Origin of the sequence: Streptomyces sp. B93, from assembly GCF_018070565.1 — a bacterium.
GTDB lineage: Bacteria > Actinomycetota > Actinomycetes > Streptomycetales > Streptomycetaceae > Streptomyces.
Window position 1 is genome coordinate 1 of the sequence record NZ_JAGPXL010000027.1, and the last position, 16703, is coordinate 16703.

Annotated in this window: 16 protein-coding genes and 1 pseudogene; 6 read left to right on the plus strand and 11 right to left on the minus strand. The window is 69.1% G+C overall.

The genetic code is table 11. The features are described from left to right. Positions 1–168: 168 nt before the first annotated feature. Positions 169–294, minus strand: a pseudogene (locus tag KBY47_RS36665) (IS5/IS1182 family transposase); the annotation flags it as partial. Between the two features lie 1072 nt (positions 295–1366). Beyond that, on the minus strand, positions 1367–2002 hold the full coding sequence (locus KBY47_RS23480) for a DUF6000 family protein (protein WP_210923863.1): 636 nt from the start codon (positions 2000–2002) through the stop codon (positions 1367–1369). Positions 2003–2285: 283 nt separating this feature from the next. Between KBY47_RS23480 and KBY47_RS23485 the strand changes: the two genes are divergently transcribed. Then, positions 2286–2639, plus strand: a complete 354-nt coding sequence (locus KBY47_RS23485; protein ID WP_210923866.1) for a hypothetical protein — start codon at positions 2286–2288, stop codon at positions 2637–2639. 325 nt (positions 2640–2964) lie between these two features. Here KBY47_RS23485 and KBY47_RS23490 read toward each other — a convergent pair whose 3' ends face one another. Genes KBY47_RS23490 through KBY47_RS23500 form a run of 3 tightly spaced genes read right to left on the minus strand, consistent with a single transcriptional unit; the run spans position 2965 to position 4157 of the window. Beyond that, positions 2965–3300 carry a hypothetical protein gene (locus KBY47_RS23490; protein ID WP_210923868.1) on the minus strand — a complete coding sequence of 112 codons (336 nt, stop codon included), beginning with the start codon at positions 3298–3300 and terminating at the stop codon, positions 2965–2967. Between the two features lie 4 nt (positions 3301–3304). Beyond that, on the minus strand, positions 3305–3616 hold the full coding sequence (locus KBY47_RS23495) for a hypothetical protein (protein ID WP_210923870.1): 312 nt from the start codon (positions 3614–3616) through the stop codon (positions 3305–3307). Continuing rightward, positions 3606–4157: a bifunctional DNA primase/polymerase gene (locus KBY47_RS23500; protein ID WP_210923987.1), complete on the minus strand. Its 552-nt coding sequence runs from the start codon at positions 4155–4157 to the stop codon at positions 3606–3608. Before KBY47_RS23500 ends, KBY47_RS23495 begins: the two co-directional genes overlap by 11 nt. A 378-nt stretch (positions 4158–4535) precedes the next feature. Between KBY47_RS23500 and KBY47_RS23505 the strand changes: the two genes are divergently transcribed. Then, entirely contained in the window at positions 4536–5819 is a 1284-nt protein-coding gene (locus tag KBY47_RS23505; protein ID WP_210923989.1) for a hypothetical protein, read from the plus strand. A gap of 20 nt (positions 5820–5839) precedes the next feature. Here KBY47_RS23505 and KBY47_RS23510 read toward each other — a convergent pair whose 3' ends face one another. Beyond that, complete coding sequence (locus KBY47_RS23510; protein ID WP_210923872.1) at positions 5840–6769, minus strand: phosphotransferase enzyme family protein; 930 nt, start codon at positions 6767–6769, stop codon at positions 5840–5842. 389 nt (positions 6770–7158) lie between these two features. Continuing rightward, a complete protein-coding gene (locus KBY47_RS23515) occupies positions 7159–7497 on the minus strand; it encodes a hypothetical protein (RefSeq protein ID WP_210923874.1) in 339 nt (112 codons plus the stop codon). 73 nt (positions 7498–7570) lie between these two features. Here KBY47_RS23515 and KBY47_RS23520 point away from each other — a divergent pair, with 73 nt between their 5' ends. After that, positions 7571–7708, plus strand: coding sequence for a hypothetical protein (locus KBY47_RS23520; protein WP_210923876.1), 138 nt, complete (start codon positions 7571–7573; stop codon positions 7706–7708). Between the two features lie 391 nt (positions 7709–8099). Then, positions 8100–8528: a hypothetical protein gene (locus KBY47_RS23525; protein ID WP_210923878.1), complete on the plus strand. Its 429-nt coding sequence runs from the start codon at positions 8100–8102 to the stop codon at positions 8526–8528. Positions 8529–8541: 13 nt separating this feature from the next. Here KBY47_RS23525 and KBY47_RS23530 read toward each other — a convergent pair whose 3' ends face one another. The 4 genes from KBY47_RS23530 to KBY47_RS23545 all read right to left on the minus strand — a co-directional run bounded on the left by KBY47_RS23530 (position 8542) and on the right by KBY47_RS23545 (position 13039). Beyond that, on the minus strand, positions 8542–9129 hold the full coding sequence (locus KBY47_RS23530; protein ID WP_210923880.1) for a BLIP family protein: 588 nt from the start codon (positions 9127–9129) through the stop codon (positions 8542–8544). Positions 9130–9226: 97 nt separating this feature from the next. Further along, positions 9227–10228, minus strand: a complete 1002-nt coding sequence (locus KBY47_RS23535; protein ID WP_247695119.1) for an MBL fold metallo-hydrolase — start codon at positions 10226–10228, stop codon at positions 9227–9229. A gap of 162 nt (positions 10229–10390) precedes the next feature. Beyond that, the gene (locus KBY47_RS23540) at positions 10391–11170 is read right to left on the minus strand and encodes an AfsR/SARP family transcriptional regulator (protein WP_210923882.1); all 780 of its coding nucleotides are present in this window, start codon (positions 11168–11170) and stop codon (positions 10391–10393) included. Between the two features lie 219 nt (positions 11171–11389). Further along, positions 11390–13039: a penicillin-binding transpeptidase domain-containing protein gene (locus KBY47_RS23545; protein ID WP_210923884.1), complete on the minus strand. Its 1650-nt coding sequence runs from the start codon at positions 13037–13039 to the stop codon at positions 11390–11392. A gap of 401 nt (positions 13040–13440) precedes the next feature. Here KBY47_RS23545 and KBY47_RS23550 point away from each other — a divergent pair, with 401 nt between their 5' ends. Together KBY47_RS23550 and KBY47_RS23555 are read left to right on the plus strand one after the other, a co-directional pair. Next, entirely contained in the window at positions 13441–15162 is a 1722-nt protein-coding gene (locus KBY47_RS23550; protein WP_210923886.1) for a thiamine pyrophosphate-binding protein, read from the plus strand. Positions 15163–15164: 2 nt separating this feature from the next. Next, positions 15165–16700: an asparagine synthase-related protein gene (locus tag KBY47_RS23555; protein ID WP_210923887.1), complete on the plus strand. Its 1536-nt coding sequence runs from the start codon at positions 15165–15167 to the stop codon at positions 16698–16700. The last annotated feature ends 3 nt before the right edge of the window (positions 16701–16703 follow it).

The following is a 16703-nucleotide window of genomic DNA, read 5'->3' on the forward strand; positions in this document are numbered from 1 at the left end:
AGCACGTGAAGTGGACAGCCGAGTGCTCGACCTTGCAGGGAACAAATCACCTCTACCTGGTGAAGACACCCAAAGTAGGTCATGGGTAAAGCAGGCATACCGGAAAAACTCTAGGTGAACGCCCACTTAAAGAGTGTTTTGTCCCGGCGCGGGTGTTTGGTTCGAGGTTCAGGTGTCGCGCCAGTTCGGGGTGGATTCGCGGGTGAGACGTCGGCTTATGAGGTCGATCATCGCGACGTGGATTATGGCTTCGGAGCGGTGCGGGTGCCTCTCGTAGTCGCGGGCGAGACGGCGGGTCAGGTCCGCGAAGCTGATGGCCGCAAGGTGGAGCCGAGCGCAGGGCTCATCGACTCGCAGTCCGTGAGATCTGGCATGGGACGATCCCTCGGTGACTCGACCCCTGAACCGTGACCGCTCCCTTGAGGAGCTGGTTCGTGACTCTCGGCGGAGTTCCCAGCGGGCCCCTGAAGCAATACAACAGCGAAGGCAGCAAGCGCCGCGACTACGCTCAAGCGTCAATCACTCTCAGTGGGCGACTGGCCAGCACCCCCAGTTCTCAATGATCACCTATTCGAGAGTTCGGGGCGAAGAGGTCGTGCCAGAAGCGTGCCAGATCCTGCGGGGAACCACGGGGAACAGCGGGGAGTGGCCACGGTGCGCTCAGGTCGCCGATACCGCCCCGCCGCAGGTCAGGACAGCAACTGCCGCCAGAAAACCCAAGCTTCCCAAGCGGATGTCCTCAGCGCGGCCCTCGAACTGGCGTTCCTGCCCTCACTGTTATGGGGAGATCGTTCAGCGTGGTGTTGTTCTGGCCCGGCCCTGGGGAAGGACTGTGGCGCCCCATCAAAGGTCGGCTGAGGAGATAGGCCCGTGACAAGGCACGCCCAAGACCAAGCGAAGACGTCAAAGCTCAAAACCGGCTACGCCCAGAAGGTGCTGAGTCCTCAGCGCCTTCTCGACGCCCCTCTGCCTGAGCTCCTCGCAGAGCTGGACGTCACATTGGACGAGTCTTCGATCACCGACCCAAGCTTCACGGGTGCTGCCGTCGTCACTCGAGACCGTGTGATCCTTTCGATGAGACCAGGCCAACCGGACTCGGAGCGCGACGCCGTGGCGCGAGCGCTGTTGGGTCGCGTACTCGACGTGCCGTTGTCGCCGTTGCCTGAGCCGTACCGCATGAGTGAGGTCTGAATCGGTCGACCGCTTGGGCCGTCGCTGGGTCGTCCGAGGCTGCTCGCCGGCAGCCAACGACGACCACCGTCGGCCTCTCAGGCGTAGGCGTCCACCTGTCCGACCAGCAAAAACCCAGCTCCCCTAGATCCCCGGCAACACCCAGGGCAAGAAGAAGAGCCGATGCCCTCAACCGTCAGTGTCGGTCAAACCGAGCTACGTGCCGAACGTGCTTGGCAGCTTCATCAGCGAAAGCGCAGAGCTGACAAATGAACTCTCGATAGCTGTCGGGGGCATCGCGGTCCTTGCTGGGCGGCCCGTCGATCCACTGCTGCCAGAGCCCATTCGGGGCGAGGAACCGGGCCGCGTGGTCAGCACCGAGCTTGGCGTCGAGCAGCAAGAGCGCGCCGAGGGCGGCTTGCTGGTCGTAGTAGAGGTCAGGTTGGGGAAGGTAGTAGTCGAGATAAGCGACCAAGGCGTCTGCGTCGGCAGAAGTGCCGAAGGTGGCCAGCGCCACGCAGTACGCCTGTCCTGCATGCGGCCCTTCGCTGGCGAGCAGGAGTTCGCCAAGACGCTCCCGAAACTCGGTCCTGCCGGCCACAGCGATGAGCCAGGCCGCCGTCTTGCGCTCGCGCCATCCTCCGTCGAGCAGGGTGCACAGTTCACGAGGGCTGATCTCACCGGCAGCCTTGCCCAGCTTCTTCATGAACCTGGCTCGGTCGCGTCCACTCATACCTAGAAGGACGCCACCGACTTTGAGGTACCGCCGGTCGGGCGTGACGTAGCGGCGGATCAACCTGAGCCGCTCGTTCTCTTCGTCGGTATGGCGCATGGCAGCATCCTCGTACGGAGGAAGCTGTCAGACCAGCGATCTGGCCGGCCGGACGCCTCAGCCCTGCATGTCCGTCTGTCTCAGTTTCCGTCTCATTCAGCGCCGTTCACCGTCGTTCAGGCGAGACCGAAGCCGGTAGCCGCTCCCATGGCCAACCGCCCATGAACGCAGGTGAACGGCCCTATACACACCCCATCGCCCCACCACCACAGTTGGAAAGCGTGTTGGTCCGCACGGAAGCTCGGCCCAAGACACCGCCAGCCGAGACGGCTACGTTGAGGGCGTGGACGAGGAAGCGATCACCATCAGGCTCACGCGCGATCAAGCGTTCGTGCTGTCGGACTGGCTCTACCAAGTCATACTCCAGTCCGACGACCTGGAGGGGATCGTGCGCGACCGAGCCGTCTGGTCGCCGATCTACGCGATCTCCGGAACGCTGGACAAGACGTTGAGCGAGATCTTCATGCACGACTACGGCCCGCGCCTTGAGGCAGCCAAGGAGCGTCTCCGCGCCGATCTGTACGGCGGAGCCGACGAGTCGACGGCGCCGGGCCAGGACATGACCGACGCACCACAAGCGCACCAGATCGAGCGGGGAACAGCGGGGAACCACGGTGAAAGCGACCGAGGGCGATGAGACCCGGTGCCAGGTGAACGCCCAGTTCAGCAGCCCTACCCGTCGCAAATGCCCGCAGCTTCCCAAGCTGATGTCCTTCATGCGCGTACGGAGAGAACACACCCATTGTCGCCGCCCAGCAAAATTGTTGGTCTGCCGCTCCGTCCGGGCTGCGGCGCTGGGGCGCCGGTCCCGGCCGAGCGGCAGACCAACGAACAGAGGGCATCGCGGAGAACTGAAGGCCCCGCACGTCGGTCTCCAGGGGACGACGATGTACGGGGCCTGGCCTAGCCAGCCGCAGGAGCACGCTCGAACCGCAACAGGCCAGGGTCTCCGGTCGATGTGATCAAGCGGCAGACGGATTCCGACGGGTAATGCCCGTGCCAGCCTCCGCCACCCAGGCGTCAGTACCCATCGCCATCTCCGCCGTAAGACCCGACACGATCAGTTCGGCCAACAGCCGCGCCGCTTCCGGCCGGACGGTCCCCAGGTCCACCAGGCCATCGCCCGAGACGTTCACGTCCGCCTTGAGGTCGGGGAAGTCCGATTCCAAGCCCAGAGCGGTCAACTCTGCGGCCAAGCCCCCGGTGCTGCGTCGAGCCTGCGTCCAGCCGCGGACGTACGGAACGCCCGGCATCAAGTTCTCGGCGCGCTTGGCGACCACTCCCCGTCGGTCGGTCATGACGTCAGTCCCCTTCTTCACGGTGTCCAGTAGGTTCCTCGCCGCTCTCCTCAAGGCGCCGTAGCCCGGAGGCCAGCGCGAGCCGCAGTAGCTCCGCCAGGCGCTCTGCCGTATCCGGCGACACACGCCCGAGTTCGACCAGGCCGTGCCCGAAGGCGTTCAGGTCGGCACGCAGGTAGGGGAAGTCCTTTTCCATTCCTGCGCGGATTAGGGCGTCCCGTAGAGCGGTCGTGGCATCGCGTGCGGCGTACCAGCCGTCACTGTCCAGAGGCGACCAGGTAGCGGCGTCGTGCCGGGCGGAGGGGTCATCCCGCATCGGTCGAGGCCCTCTCGATGGCATTCCGAGCGAGGGAAGCCGCTGACGGGTAGCGCTCGCCGTACCGGTCGACACGGGCGAGCAGTTCGGCCGCGGCGACGAGCATGGTCGCCAGGGCGACCGGGCGGAGCGGGTTGGCCATGGGCCGCCGAGTCGGTGCACGAAGCCACTCGTAACGGTCACCAGACATGGGCATGGGGCCAGGCACGACCACGACCGAGCCGCGGCCCAGGTATCGGTACGCGGGTGGGGTCCCCTCTTCCCGCGTGAGGTAGTGGGTGAAGTCCTTCAGGCTTTGCGAGCCCAGGAAGAAGCCCACACGTCGGGCCCTGTGGTCGAGGAGTGTTGGCCCGAAAGGCAATCCGCGGCGCAACAGCTGATCGAAGGTCTCTACGCCGACTCGTTCGTCCACCGTCACCACGTCGAAGAAGCGGCCAGTCGGCAGCATGTACGGCGCTCGGGGATCGTCTGTCCAGACGGCCCGGCACGCCACCGGATCGTCAGCCGCCGCGGAGAGCCATTCGATGCCTCTTCTGGTCATCCTCTGCACGTCATCTCACCTCGGTCGGACTCCGTTGCGGCCGCGATGCCGCCCTGTGTCCAGACTCAAGGCCACGGCCCTGGCCAGGGCAGATGACGAGAGGTGACGGGGGATGACGCGTAACGCGTGGACGCGTCATCCCCCGTCAGCCGTCAACGGAGCCCCAGGCTCGATGACTTGCTGCGCATGGTGATGAACAGCGCGTACATTCGGTCGGAGAGTCAACGGGCCTGCGCGCCAGGCGCTCGCACCGAGGCACAGGTGAGGGAGGGAACGGTCACGTCTTCGCTGGAGCCGACCAGCGTTCTCTTACGGCAAGCCCGTGCGGGCCGGGGCTGGAGTCAGCCGAGGTTGGTGCGTGAGCTGCATCAGGTGGCTATGCGTCGAGGCCACCATCTTCCGTCGGATGCGAGCGTCAAGCGCCGTATTACCAGTTGGGAGAACGGGCACAGTACGCCTGATGATTTCTACGGCCCGTTGTTGTGCGAGGCGTTCGGTCTCAGCGCCGCCGAGCTGGGGCTGAAGCAAGAAGGCGAGCGGGACACTGGGCTCCTGGACGCCAGTTATCCGGCCAGCCCCGAAGGCGCGATCGATGCGGTCGGTCGGCTGTGGCGCGCTGATCTCAATCGGTACGAGCCCCTGCTACAGGCCGAGCCGTCCGAGCCCGCGTGGAACGAAGCCTCGCTCCGGTGGTTGGTCGCGCCCGAGCCGTCCGTTCCTCGGCAGCGTCGCGACGGAATGCGCGTCGGTCTGGGTGATGTTGCCGCCATCAAGATCACCGCGGACATGTTCGCGGAGTTAGACGATCGTTTTGGTGGCGATCACGCTCGGCACGCAGCCATCCAGTACCTCAGCAACGAGGTGACGCCGCTCCTGCACGGCCAGTACAGCGAGCAGGTTGGGCGGGCCCTGTTCTCCACCGTGGCGGAGGCAACCCTTCTGGCCGGTTGGATGTCGTACGACGCCTGCCGCCACGGCTTGGCGCAGCGGTACTTCCTCCAGGCCCTCCGACTGGCCCAGGACGCCAACGACCGCCGACTTGCCGGAAGCATCCTGTCTGCCATGAGCCATCAGGCAACGTTCCTCGGTCGCTACACGCAGGCCGCCACGCTCGCCCGCGCGGCTCTCATGGGCATCGCCCCCGTGGCCACTCCGACACTGCGCGCCCAGTTCCACGCGATGGAGGCTCGCGCTCTTGCCCGGACCGGTGACGTACGGGCCTGCGAAGCCGCACTGAACGCGGCCACGAAGGCGCTGGAGAGCAAGAACAACGACGATGAGCCAGAGTGGATCAGCTACTTCGACGAAGCTGAACTCGCTGCCGAAGCCGCCCACTGCTTCCGAGACGTCAACAGCGCCCGGCAGGCCGTCGCCCACGCAGAGAACGCCATGAGCGGCAGCCACGTGCGAAGCGACTTCTTCGCGACCATGGTTCTGGCCGACGCTCATTTACGTGCTGGTGACGCCGAAGAAGCCTGCCGCGTGGCGCTCGACGCTCTCGACCTGGGTGAGCAACTGAAGTCGGCTCGCTGCGTCAGCTACCTTGCCGAGTTTCGGCAGAACCTTGCGAGGGGCGGGAACAGCAAGGACGTACAGATCTTCACGGAGCAGGTCAGAGAGCACAGACTGTGGATCGCCTCGGGTAATCACCTCGGTATCTGACGGAGCTGGTCAGTACGTGCTCAGAACGGGCCCCATTCGTCTCGGCCCTCCCCCGTGCGCAGGGACCGCATCCGGCGAGCGAATTCGGCGGCAGACCGGTCGCTGGTCGTGACCTGGTGGCCGAGCCAGGCGACCATCATCAGCTCCCGTAGGTCCGCGAGCGTCTCGTACCCGGGCCAGTTCATCAGGTCGAAGCCGTACCGGTGTACGAAGTCGGTGTACTCCGCCTTTGTGTGCCAGCGGTACCTGTCGTAGAAGATTGCCGTCTGGATCAGGTCCCACTCGCGTGGGGCGAGGGCGAAGCCGTCCAGATCGATGAGCACGGCGTGCCCGTCCCTATGACGGAGGACGTTGCCGATGCTGGCATCACCGTGGATCATGCCGAAGGGCAGGACGAAGTCCAGTCGGTCGTAGTCCTTGGCAACGCTCGCCGCTCGCTCCTCCAAGAACGTGCGGTCCTCTCCCGATACACCGTCCAGCCCTTCGAGGGACGCGGCCAGCTTGGCCAGCGGGTCGAGGTACGGCAGGCCCAGGGATTCCGGTTCCTCAAGCCAGTGCAGGCGGCGTAGGAGATCGGCCAGCTCGCCGACCGTCGCGTACTCCACGGTCTCCTGGACGCTCTCCCAGAAGGTGACCACCAGGCCGCCGATGAGGAGCGGTTGGTTCACCGACGCTGGCACGCGCATGGCCGGGAAGTCCTGCGTCTCAAGCCACCGGGCCACGCCCACGGCCCGTTCCATCTCCGCGAGCACCGACCGGTCACGCGCGATGCGGACGATGACGGGTAACGACGTAAGGCGGTAGACCGCGTTCGACCCGAGCCGCAGCAACTCGGCGCCGCGGGAGTTGAGTCCGACCCTCGCGCATGCCTCCCGGAGGACGGGCTCCAGGCCCTCCGCCGTGAACTCCGCGCCGCCGCTGTCAGATGCCCCGCTGCTGCCCGAGATCATGCTTCGACCATACGGGGCGGACCGACCGCCCGACAGGTCACCCACGTAATAGGGGCGTGATGATCTTGGTGAGCGGGGATCGCGGTCATGCCTCCGCCGCAGGTCAGCGGTTCACGAGGGCACCGATCTCTGATGGGCTCCGGAGCCGTGTGCGCAGGTTCGAATCCTGCCGGGGGCACCAGGAATTAGGTGCCCAAAGACCCCGTCACCAGCGGAGACGCTGAGGACGGGGTCTTCGCGTATGCGCAGGCGTATGCAGCGCGGAGCGGTCGCATGTCGGGGTTCGTGGACTATTCGTGGACAGGATCTTGGGGAGATTCCCCAGGTCAACCCCGGCAAACACGAAAGCCCTCGGACGTGTCCGGGAGCCTTGAGCGCGGTTCGTCGAGTCAGGCTCGGACCCTGCGGACCAGGGTGCCGTCCCCGTCGTATAGCTCCAGGGAGTACGTCAGCCGGAAGCGGTGGAGGAGGTCGGCGAGGTCATCGAGCCGCCGCGGGTCGACGACTCCGTTCAGCAGGACGTCCGGCCCGTCGACGGGGTCGAGCTCCACTTCGCACCAACGGGTTCCCACCTCGTAGCCGTCCCAGGAGGACGACCTCGACCTCCAGCCGGCCCGCACGAAGCGTTCGGCGACGGGCGAGGCGTCTCGGCAGCCGTGCAGGATGCCGTTCACGTTGTTGCCCGCCTCGACCCACTCAGGATCGAGCGCTTCGCCTTCCTCGGACATGTCCACCCCTGGAGTATGAGAGTCCCTTGGTCCCGTGATCACTCGTACTCCCGCAGCAATTCTGTTGCCAGAGATGCGTGTCGCCGTCCGCCGCGGGGTGCTCCCCCACACCAGCGCGCTCACCGCGGCCGCGACGAGGACGATCCCGCCCGCGCTCTCGGAGTGCAGGAACGCCCGCGAGGTGAGGCGTCCGCTGCTGCCGTGCTCCTGATCGAACCAGCCACGGTCTCTGCCTCACTCCTCGCCCACGATCGCGCTTCCGCCCCCGGCGGCGAGACAACCCGCTCGCGTCGCCCCTCGCGGAGACGAGTCCGAAGCACACTCGCACCGCCGCTGTGGGGCGAGGGGCGTGGTGGTCCGCGGGTCGGCCGTGGCCGGTTTCAGTCCGGTGTCATACGGCCGTACGAGGGCGTCCGCCGTCATGGACGAAGATGGGACGGAGAGCGACGTTTCGTAGCGTCGCGTCCGGGCGACCGCACCACCCGTCCGGGCCGACCGCACCACCTGTCCGTCCGCCCAACCGTCCGCCCGTCCGCCCAACCGTCCGCCCGTCCGCCCAACCGTCCGCCCGTCCGTCCGCCCGTGAAGGGACCCCGTCGCAAGTGAGCGCACTGGTCGCCATCGTTCTGCCCCTGCTGGTGCTGGGGCTGTTCGCGCTGAGTGTCTGGAAGACGGTGCGCGGGGTGCCGGGGCGGCGTTGGCGGCGCCCCGGGTGGTGGGTGTTTCCCGCGGTGGTGCTGGTGGGGGTCGGGTGTGTGACCTGGTTCGTCGGGGCCTTCGCCGGGGGGCTCGACGTCGGTGAGGAGTGTGCGCGGCGCGGGGTGCGGTACGACGACGACTACCGGGCCGAGCACTGGCGTGAGCCGTCGCAGTGGTTCCCGCTGCACAACCGGTGCAACGCGGACTACGACCTCGTCCCCGCGTTCGTCAATCCCACGCTCGTCGTGGTCGCCGTACTGCTCGTCGGCTGTGTCGTGGCGGCCGTGGTGGTGACCGTCGCCGGGCGGCGGGAGCGGGTGGGGCGGCCCTGAGCGGCGTACGGGATCAGGTCAGGGAGCGCTGGTACTTCGCCGTCACCGTGCCGTCGGTGAGGTAGAAGCGGGCGTTCGGCGGGAACAGGCCGGTCGACGCGTCGCACCAGTACATCTGGATCCGGCCGTCCGTGGCGGGCCAGTTCGGGTAGCCCTCGTCCTGGAGCACGCAGGAGTCCCTGGGTACCACCGACCACAGCTGGGCCTCGGTCATGCCGACCTGGACCTGGTTGTAGTGGGCCAGCCGGATGGACGGTGCCGTGGGCTCGTAGAGGCCCTCGTGGTGCTTCTTCCACAGCTTGCCGTCCTCGGTGAACGAGAAGGTGCCGTAGGGCGCGTAGTCGGAGGACGTGGTCCAGCAGGTGATGGACCGGCCGGAGTCCTCGCACCAGCCGTCCGCGCTGCCCGGACGGGACAGCGCGCCGCCGAGCTGTTCCCAGGCGTCGGCCTTCGCGGTGCCGAACGGGAGCCGGCTGTACTTCTCGGGCGTGAAGCTGAAGTCGGCCGCCCCCGCCTGTGCGCTGGCCGCCGTGGTGAGCAGTGCCGCGCCGGTCGCGAGTGCCGCGACGAGGAAGCGGCTCACCTTTGCTGTCGGGTTCATCGCCCGGGTCTCCCCTCTGTTGGGCTTCGTCCCTCTCCGGGTCCCTCCTCATCCTCACCGTCAGCTCTCTTCGGGGGGTCTTCGCCCGCTCCGCCCGTCAGGTCAGGGCCGCGGTGATGTCCACGGGCTGGAGGTGGCGCGGGGACAGGACGCGGGAGTCGGGGCCCGCGGCGCGGGTGAGTTCGCTGGTGGCCGAGGGGTCGGTGGTGGCGGCGAGGCCCTGGGGAGTGCCGGTGACGGGGGTGACCATGTCGTCGTGGTGGCTGGGGAGCAGCAGGGGCGGGTGCCCCACGGCGTCGAGGAGGCGGTCGAGGTAGCCGTGGACCGCGGAGTGGGAACTCATCGGGACCACGGCGACGTCCGGGCGGATGCCGGTCAGTTCGCGTTCGACGAAGTTGCTGGCGCCCATCAGCAGGATGCTGGGGCCGTCGTCCACGGAGACCTGGTAGGCGAGGGTGTCGCCCTCCACGAGGTCGCCGAGCGTGGCCGGCCGGCGGGGCGGGGCGACACGGCGGCCGGGGGCGAAGTAGCCGTGGTCGGCGAACTGGCTGTGCAGGCTCCGGAAGACCTCCACGGTGTAGCCGTCGAAGCGGAGGTACTCGCCGCCCTTGACCTGGATGACGTCGTCGGTCCGGGAGCGGGGGGTCTCCATGGCGGCCAGGAGGTGGCGGACCGTCTCGTCGCAGACGGTCCTGATGCGGGCCCCGGCCCAGGCGGGGCGGGACAGCAGCTGGGGTACGTCCAGTACGTGGTCGAAGTGGCCGTGGCTGACCAGGATCAGCTCGGGCGGGCCGACGAGTTGGCGTGCGGCGATCCGGTCCACGGTGGCCGGGTCCGGCCGGAGCGGGAGCCCGGGGTCGAGGGTGCCGTCCGGGGCGAGGCAGGGCATGCGGCTCAGGTAGGGGTCGAAGAGGATGCTGGGGCCGCCGTCGATGGCGATCTCCCAGCCCGCGACGCCGAGCCAGCGCAGTCGTACGGCGGTGCGGTACGGCCCGCGTCGCGTGGCGGTCGGTGTGCTCGCCGCCATGGCTCCGGCACCGGCCGCCGCCGCGCCCGTCGCCGCCAGGACTCCCCTGAGAACCGCCCGTCGCCCAGCCAACGTTCCACCCACTCCTGTCACGGTGTGCTCACTTTGAGTGGGTGGAACGTTACGTCAGGTGAGGACGGAGGTGGTGAAATCCAGTCAGCCGACCCACGTGTCCCCTCAGCTCAGCCGACCCGCGTGTCCGGTCAGCTCAGCCGACCCGCGTGTCCGGTCAGCTCAGCCGACCCGCATGAACCTGTCGTCCTGGGAGAGGATCGCCTGCATCGCCTTGGTCATCCTCGCCCCGGGGTTGATCCCGATCTGCTCCCGCAGCAGCCGTTTGGCGCGGTGGAAGACCTGGATCGCGTCGACCTGGCGGCCCTCGGCGTAGTACGCCTTCATGAGGCTGACGTAGAGGTCCTCGCGGAAGGGGTCGCGGTCGACCAGTTCCGACAGCCGGGCGATCGCCTCGTTGTGGCGGCCGAGGCCGATGTCGATCAGGGCGCGCAGTTCGACCGCCCCGGTCCGTTCCTCCTCCAGCGCCTCCGCCTTCAGCCGCAGCCTGCTGGAGGTGACGTCGGCCAGCGCCGGTCCCTGCCACAGTTCCAGCGCGGTGTCGAGGCGGTCGGAGGCGTCCCGGTGCTGGGCACGGCCGTAGAGGTCGCGGGCCTCGCGTACGGTCTCCCGGAACACCGTCAGGTCGATGGCGCCCGGCGGCACCCGCAGTTCGTAGCCGCGGTCGTGGGAGCCGAGGGTGTCGCGGGGCAGCCCCGCCTGTTCCAGCACCCGGCGGATCATCCAGGCCGAGGTCTGGAGCTGGCCGGAGACCGTCAGGGGCGGTTCACCGTCCCAGGAGTCGTCGCTGATCGCCTCCTTGGAGATGACCTGTCCGGCGCGCAGCACCAGGGAGGCGAGGAACCGTCGCTGCCGCTGTCCCGGTATCGGGATGGGCACGCCCCCTCTGACGAGGGCCACAGGGCCGAGAAGCCGGATCGTCACGTCGTTCCAGGTGCTCATGGCGGATTCCCCCTCATGACTGAACTACGCCCTCGCCCGCTTGTGGCAGGCATGGCCTGGGTGTGTTCCTTCGGTCGCAGGTGCACGACCTGATCTCGCCGGTTCTGTCGCCCGGCAGGGGGAAGTGGGCCGTCTCCGGGAGCGGCCGGGCACGGCCGTCCTCGGATTCCCCCGTGCCGGTGTTCTGCTGTGGGAGCAGAGGTGCGGTGTCTGTCGGCCTCACCCCACCAGGTTCCGCAGGAACGCGGCCGCGACGGGCCCGGCGTCGGCGCCGCCCGATCCGCCGTCCTCCAGCAGGACCGACCAGGCGAGCTGGCGGTCGCCCTGGTAGCCGATCATCCAGGCGTGGGTGCGCGGCGGTGTCTCGGTGCCGAACTCGGCGGTGCCGGTCTTGGCGTGCGGCTCGCCGGGGATGCCCGCGAGGGCGGAGGCGGCGCCGTCGGTGACGGCGGCGCGCATCATCTCGCGCAGGGCGCCGGTGACTTCGGGGTCGAGCCGGGCCGGGGCCTCGTGGGTCTTCTTGACCGCGTCGGGCACCAGGACGGGCTGCTTGAAGCCGCCCTCCTTGACGGTCGCGGCGATGGAGGCCATGACCAGCGGGGAGGTCTCCACGCGGGCCTGGCCGATGGTGGCGGCGGCCTTGTCGTTGTCGCTGGTGTTGACGGGGACGCTGCCGTCGTAGGTCGCGGCGCCGACGTCCCAGGTGCCGCCGATGCCGAAGGCGGCGGCGGTGTCGTGCAGGTCCGACTCGGTCAGCTCGGTGCGGGAGTTGACGAAGAAGGTGTTGCAGGAGTGCGCGAAGCTGTCCTTGAAGGTCGATCCGGCGGGCAGGGTGAACTGGTCCTGGTTCTCGAAGCGCTGGCCGTCGACGTGGGCGAACTTGGGGCACTCGGCGGGGTCCGACGGGCGCATCCCGTGCTCCAGCAGGGCGGCGGCGGTGACGACCTTGAAGGTGGAGCCGGGCGGGTAGCGGCCCTCCAGGGCACGGTTCATACCGGACGGCCGGTTCGCCGCGGCGAGGACATGGCCGCTGGAGGGGTCGATCGCGACGATCGCCGCGTTCTTCTCCACCCCCTCCAGGGCGTCGGCGGCGGCTTCCTGCACCTCGGGGTCGATGGTGGTGCGCACCGGTTCCCCCTTGGCGGCCTTGGTGCCGGTGAGCTTCTTGACGACCTGGCCGGACTGCCGGTCGACGACCACGACGGAGCGGGCGGCGCCGGAGCCGCCGGTGAGCTGTTCGTCGTAGCGGGCCTGGAGGCCGGAGACGCCCTTGCCGTTCTCGTCGACGACGCCGACCAGGGAGGCGGAGCGCAGTTCCTCGCCGTGGGTGTCGAGGATGAGGGCGCGGTCGCGGGACTTGAGGGCGAGGGTCTGCCCGGGAACCATTTGCGGATGCACCATCTCGGTGTGGAATTCGACCTTCCACTTGTCGTCCGCGCCGACCACCCGGGCCTTGGAGTCCCAGGAGTAGTTCCCCGCTCCGGGCAGCGCCATCTTGACCGTGAAGGGGATTTCGACTTGCCCGTCCGCTTTTCGATCTCCCTCGCCCGCGGTGATCTCCGTCTTGGTGGGAGCGAGGTTCGTGGTGACGGACTCGATGAGCGACTCGGCGTTGTCCGGGGTGTCCGTCAGACCCCCGGCCCGTCCCGCGTCACCCGCCTCCCAGGCGGCCAGGAACTCCTCCAGCTGCGCCGTTGCCGCGACCACCTGCGGATCCTCCGCTTCCTCGTCGGCGACCAGGCTGGAGTATGCCCAGTAACCGAGCCCGGCCGTCAAGGCCACGGCGACACATGCAGAAACGATCACTCGCCCGCTGGCGCGTCGTCTTCGAGGTGGGGGGTACGTGCCCTGGCTGGGGAATTGCGACATAAGAGCCAGGCTATGTGTTCCCCCTCTTTTTCCACTCCCCGAATGCGGCCCTCAGGACACCTATTGGCGTGAATGGATAGGCCGGCAACCATCCGGAATGGACAGATCCGGTTTACCGGCAAAGGAGCAGCAAAGCGGACATCAGGCGGGCTCAGCCGCGTGATCGCGGGGATTCACAACGGGAACAACCCGGACACATACGGCGCGAAAATTGGACTGGACCAGTGGAGGAGAGCCCTCCGACGACCCCGGGCAAGACCGGGGCGCCCGCCCCGAAGTGGCCGAATCCCATCTCTCCGTGATCTCTTCGCGCCGTCCCCCGATACATCCGGGAGAGGGCGTGGAGAGCAGCCCGGGCCAGGGTGGCTCACCGGAAAACGCCGCCCGAGTCTGGAGACCGCATGTCCCGTGTATCGACCGGCCCCAGCAACAAGCCGACCGCCGCGCACGCCCTGCTGGGGCGGCTGCGCGACCACGGCGTGGAGAAGGTGTTCGGAGTGGTCGGCCGCGAAGCCGCGTCGATCCTCTTCGACGAGGTCGAGGGGATCGACTTCGTCCTGACCCGGCACGAGTTCACCGCCGGGGTCGCGGCCGACGTCCTCGCCCGGATCACCGGCCGCCCGCAGGCCTGCTGGGCCACCCTGGGCCCCGGCATGACCAACCTCTCCACCGGCATCGCCACGTCCGTGCTGGACCGGTCGCCGGTGATCGCGCTGGCCGCCCAGTCCGAGTCGCACGACATCTTCCCCAACGACACCCACCAGTGCCTGGACTCCGTCGCGATCATCGCGCCGATGTCCAAGTACGCCGTGGAACTCCAGCGCCCGGCCGAGATCACCGACCTCGTCGACTCCGCGGTCAGCGCCGCCATGACCGAGCCGGTGGGCCCGTCCTTCATCTCCCTCCCCGTCGACCTGCTCGGCTCCGCCGAGGGCATCGACACCGCGGCGGCCCTGCCGCCCGCCCGCACCCCCGTCCGGCCGACCGGCGCCGTCGCGGACGGCTGGCAGGCCGAGGCCGACCGGGCGGCCGAACTGCTCGCCGGTGCCGAGCACCCGGTGCTCGTCGTCGGGGCCGCCGCGATCCGCTCCGGCGCGGTGCCCGCGATCCGGGCGCTGGCCGAGCGGCTGAACGTGCCGGTCATCACGACGTACATCGCCAAGGGCGTGCTGCCGCACGGCCACGAGCTGAACTACGGCGCCGTCACCGGCTACATGGACGGCATCCTCGACTTCCCCGCCCTGGAGTCCCTCTTCGGGCCGGTCGACGTGATCCTCACCCTCGGCTACGACTACGCCGAGGACCTGCGGCCCTCCATGTGGCAGCGCGGCATCGAGAAGAAGACCGTGCGGGTGTCGCCCACCATGAACCCGATCCCGCGCGTCTACCAGCCGACCGTGGACGTCGTCACCGACGTGCTGGCGTTCGTGGAGCACCTTGAGGCGGCCACCACGTCCGTCGCCGCCAAGGAGCGGCACGACATCACCCCGCTGCGCGAGCGCATCGCGACCTTCCTCGCCGACCCCACGGTCCACGACGACGGCATGCGGGTGCACCAGGTCATGGACTCCATGAACACGGTGATGGCGGAGACCGCCCGCCCCGGCGAGGGCACCATCGTCTCCGACATCGGCTTCTTCCGGCACTACGGCGTCCTGTTCGCCCGCGCCGACCAGCCCTTCGGCTTCCTCACCTCGGCGGGCTGCTCCAGCTTCGGCTACGGCATCCCGGCCGCGATGGGCGCCGCGCTGGCCCGCCCGGACCAGCCCACCTTCCTCATCGCCGGGGACGGCGGCTTCCACTCCAACAGCTCCGACCTGGAGACCATCGCCCGGATGGGCCTGCCCATCGTCACCGTGGTCGTCAACAACGACACCAACGGCCTGATCGAGCTGTACCAGAACCTCGGCCACCACCGCAGCCACGACCCGGCGGTCAAGTTCGGCGGCGTCGACTTCGTCGCCCTCGCCCAGGCCAACGGCGTCGAGGCGACCAAGGCGACCGACCGTCAGGAACTGCTGGCCGCGCTGCGCAAGGGCGCCGAACTCGGCCGCCCGTTCCTCATCGAGGTCCCCATCGCCTACGACTTCCAGCCGGGCGGCTTCGGCGCCCTGAGCATCTGATCATGACGGCACCGGTTCTCCCGGCCGCCTTCGGGTTCCTGGCCTCCGCCCGCACGGGCGGGGGTCCGGCCCCGGACGCGGCCTTCGCGACCCGCGGCGACCGCACCGTCATCGGCGCACGGCTGCGGCGGCAGTCACTCGCCGCCACGCTGGTGCACCCGCCCGAGAGCATCCCCGAGACCGCGCACGCGCAGGACGCGGACACCGCCGTCCTGGTCGCCGGGGAGCTGTACAACCGCGCCGAGCTGCTGTCGGTGCTGCCCGCGGGCACCGCCCCCGAGGGCGACGCCCAGCTGCTGCTGGAACTGCTGCACCGCTACGGGCCGCACGCCTTCCGGCTGGTCAACGGGCGGTTCGCGGCACTCGCCCAGACCGGTGACCGGGTGCTGCTGGCCACCGACCACGCCGGTTCGGTGCCGCTGTACGTACGGCTCGCCCCGGGCGAGGTCAACGCGGCCACCGAGGCCAAGACACTCGCCGGGGACGCGACCACCCCGCGCGGCTTCCCGCTGGCCGACGCGCGGCGGGTGCCCGGCCTGACCGGCGTCTACCAGGTGCCCGCGGGCACCGTCCTCGACATCGGCCTGGAGTCGGGCACCGCCGAGGCGCACCGTACCTGGACCCCGCCGCTGGCCCGCCGCGTCCTGCCCGAGCGGGAGGCGGTCGACGCGGTGCGTACGGCGCTCCAGCGGGCCTGCGCGGCCCGGGTCCCGGCGGGCGGCACGCCCCTGGTGGTGCTGTCCGGCGGCATCGACTCCTCCGGGGTCGCGGCCTGCGCGCACCGCGCCGCCGGGGCGCTGGACACGGTGTCCATGGGCACCGACACCGCCGACGAGTTCCCCGAGGCCCGCACGGTCGCCGAGCACCTGGGCTCCCGGCACCGGGAGATCACGGTGCCCACCGAGGACCTGCTGGCCCAACTGCCGTACGCCGTGTGGGCCTCGGAGTCGGCGGACCCGGACATCATCGAGTACCTGCTGCCGCTGGTCGCGCTCTACCGCGCGCTCGACGGCCCGCCCCGCCGCATCCTCACCGGCTACGGCGCGGACATCCCGCTCGCGGGCATGCACCGCGAGGACCGGCTGCCGGACCTGGACACCGCCGTGGCGTACGACATGGCGACCTTCGACGGCCTCAACGAGATGTCCCCGGTGCTGTCGGCGGTCACCGGGCACTGGACCACCCACCCCTACTGGGACCGGGACGTGCTCGACCTGCTGGTCTCGCTGGAGGCGGGGCTCAAGCGGCGGCACGGCCGGGACAAGTGGGTGCTGCGGGAGGCGATGGCCGGCGCGCTGCCCGCCGAGACCGTGCTGCGGCCCAAGCTCGGGGTGCACGAGGGCTCCGGCACCACGTCCTCGTTCTCCGCGCTGCTCGTCGCCCACGGCGTCGCCGAGCCGTCGGTCCACAAGGCCAAGCAGCGGGTGGTCCGGGAGCTGTTCGGCCGCACCGTCGCGGCCGGACGGCACCCGTCGGGGGTGAGCACCGCCGAGGTGGTGCGGTCCGTGGCCGACGGTCTCGCCCGGGGGGCGGCGTGACGG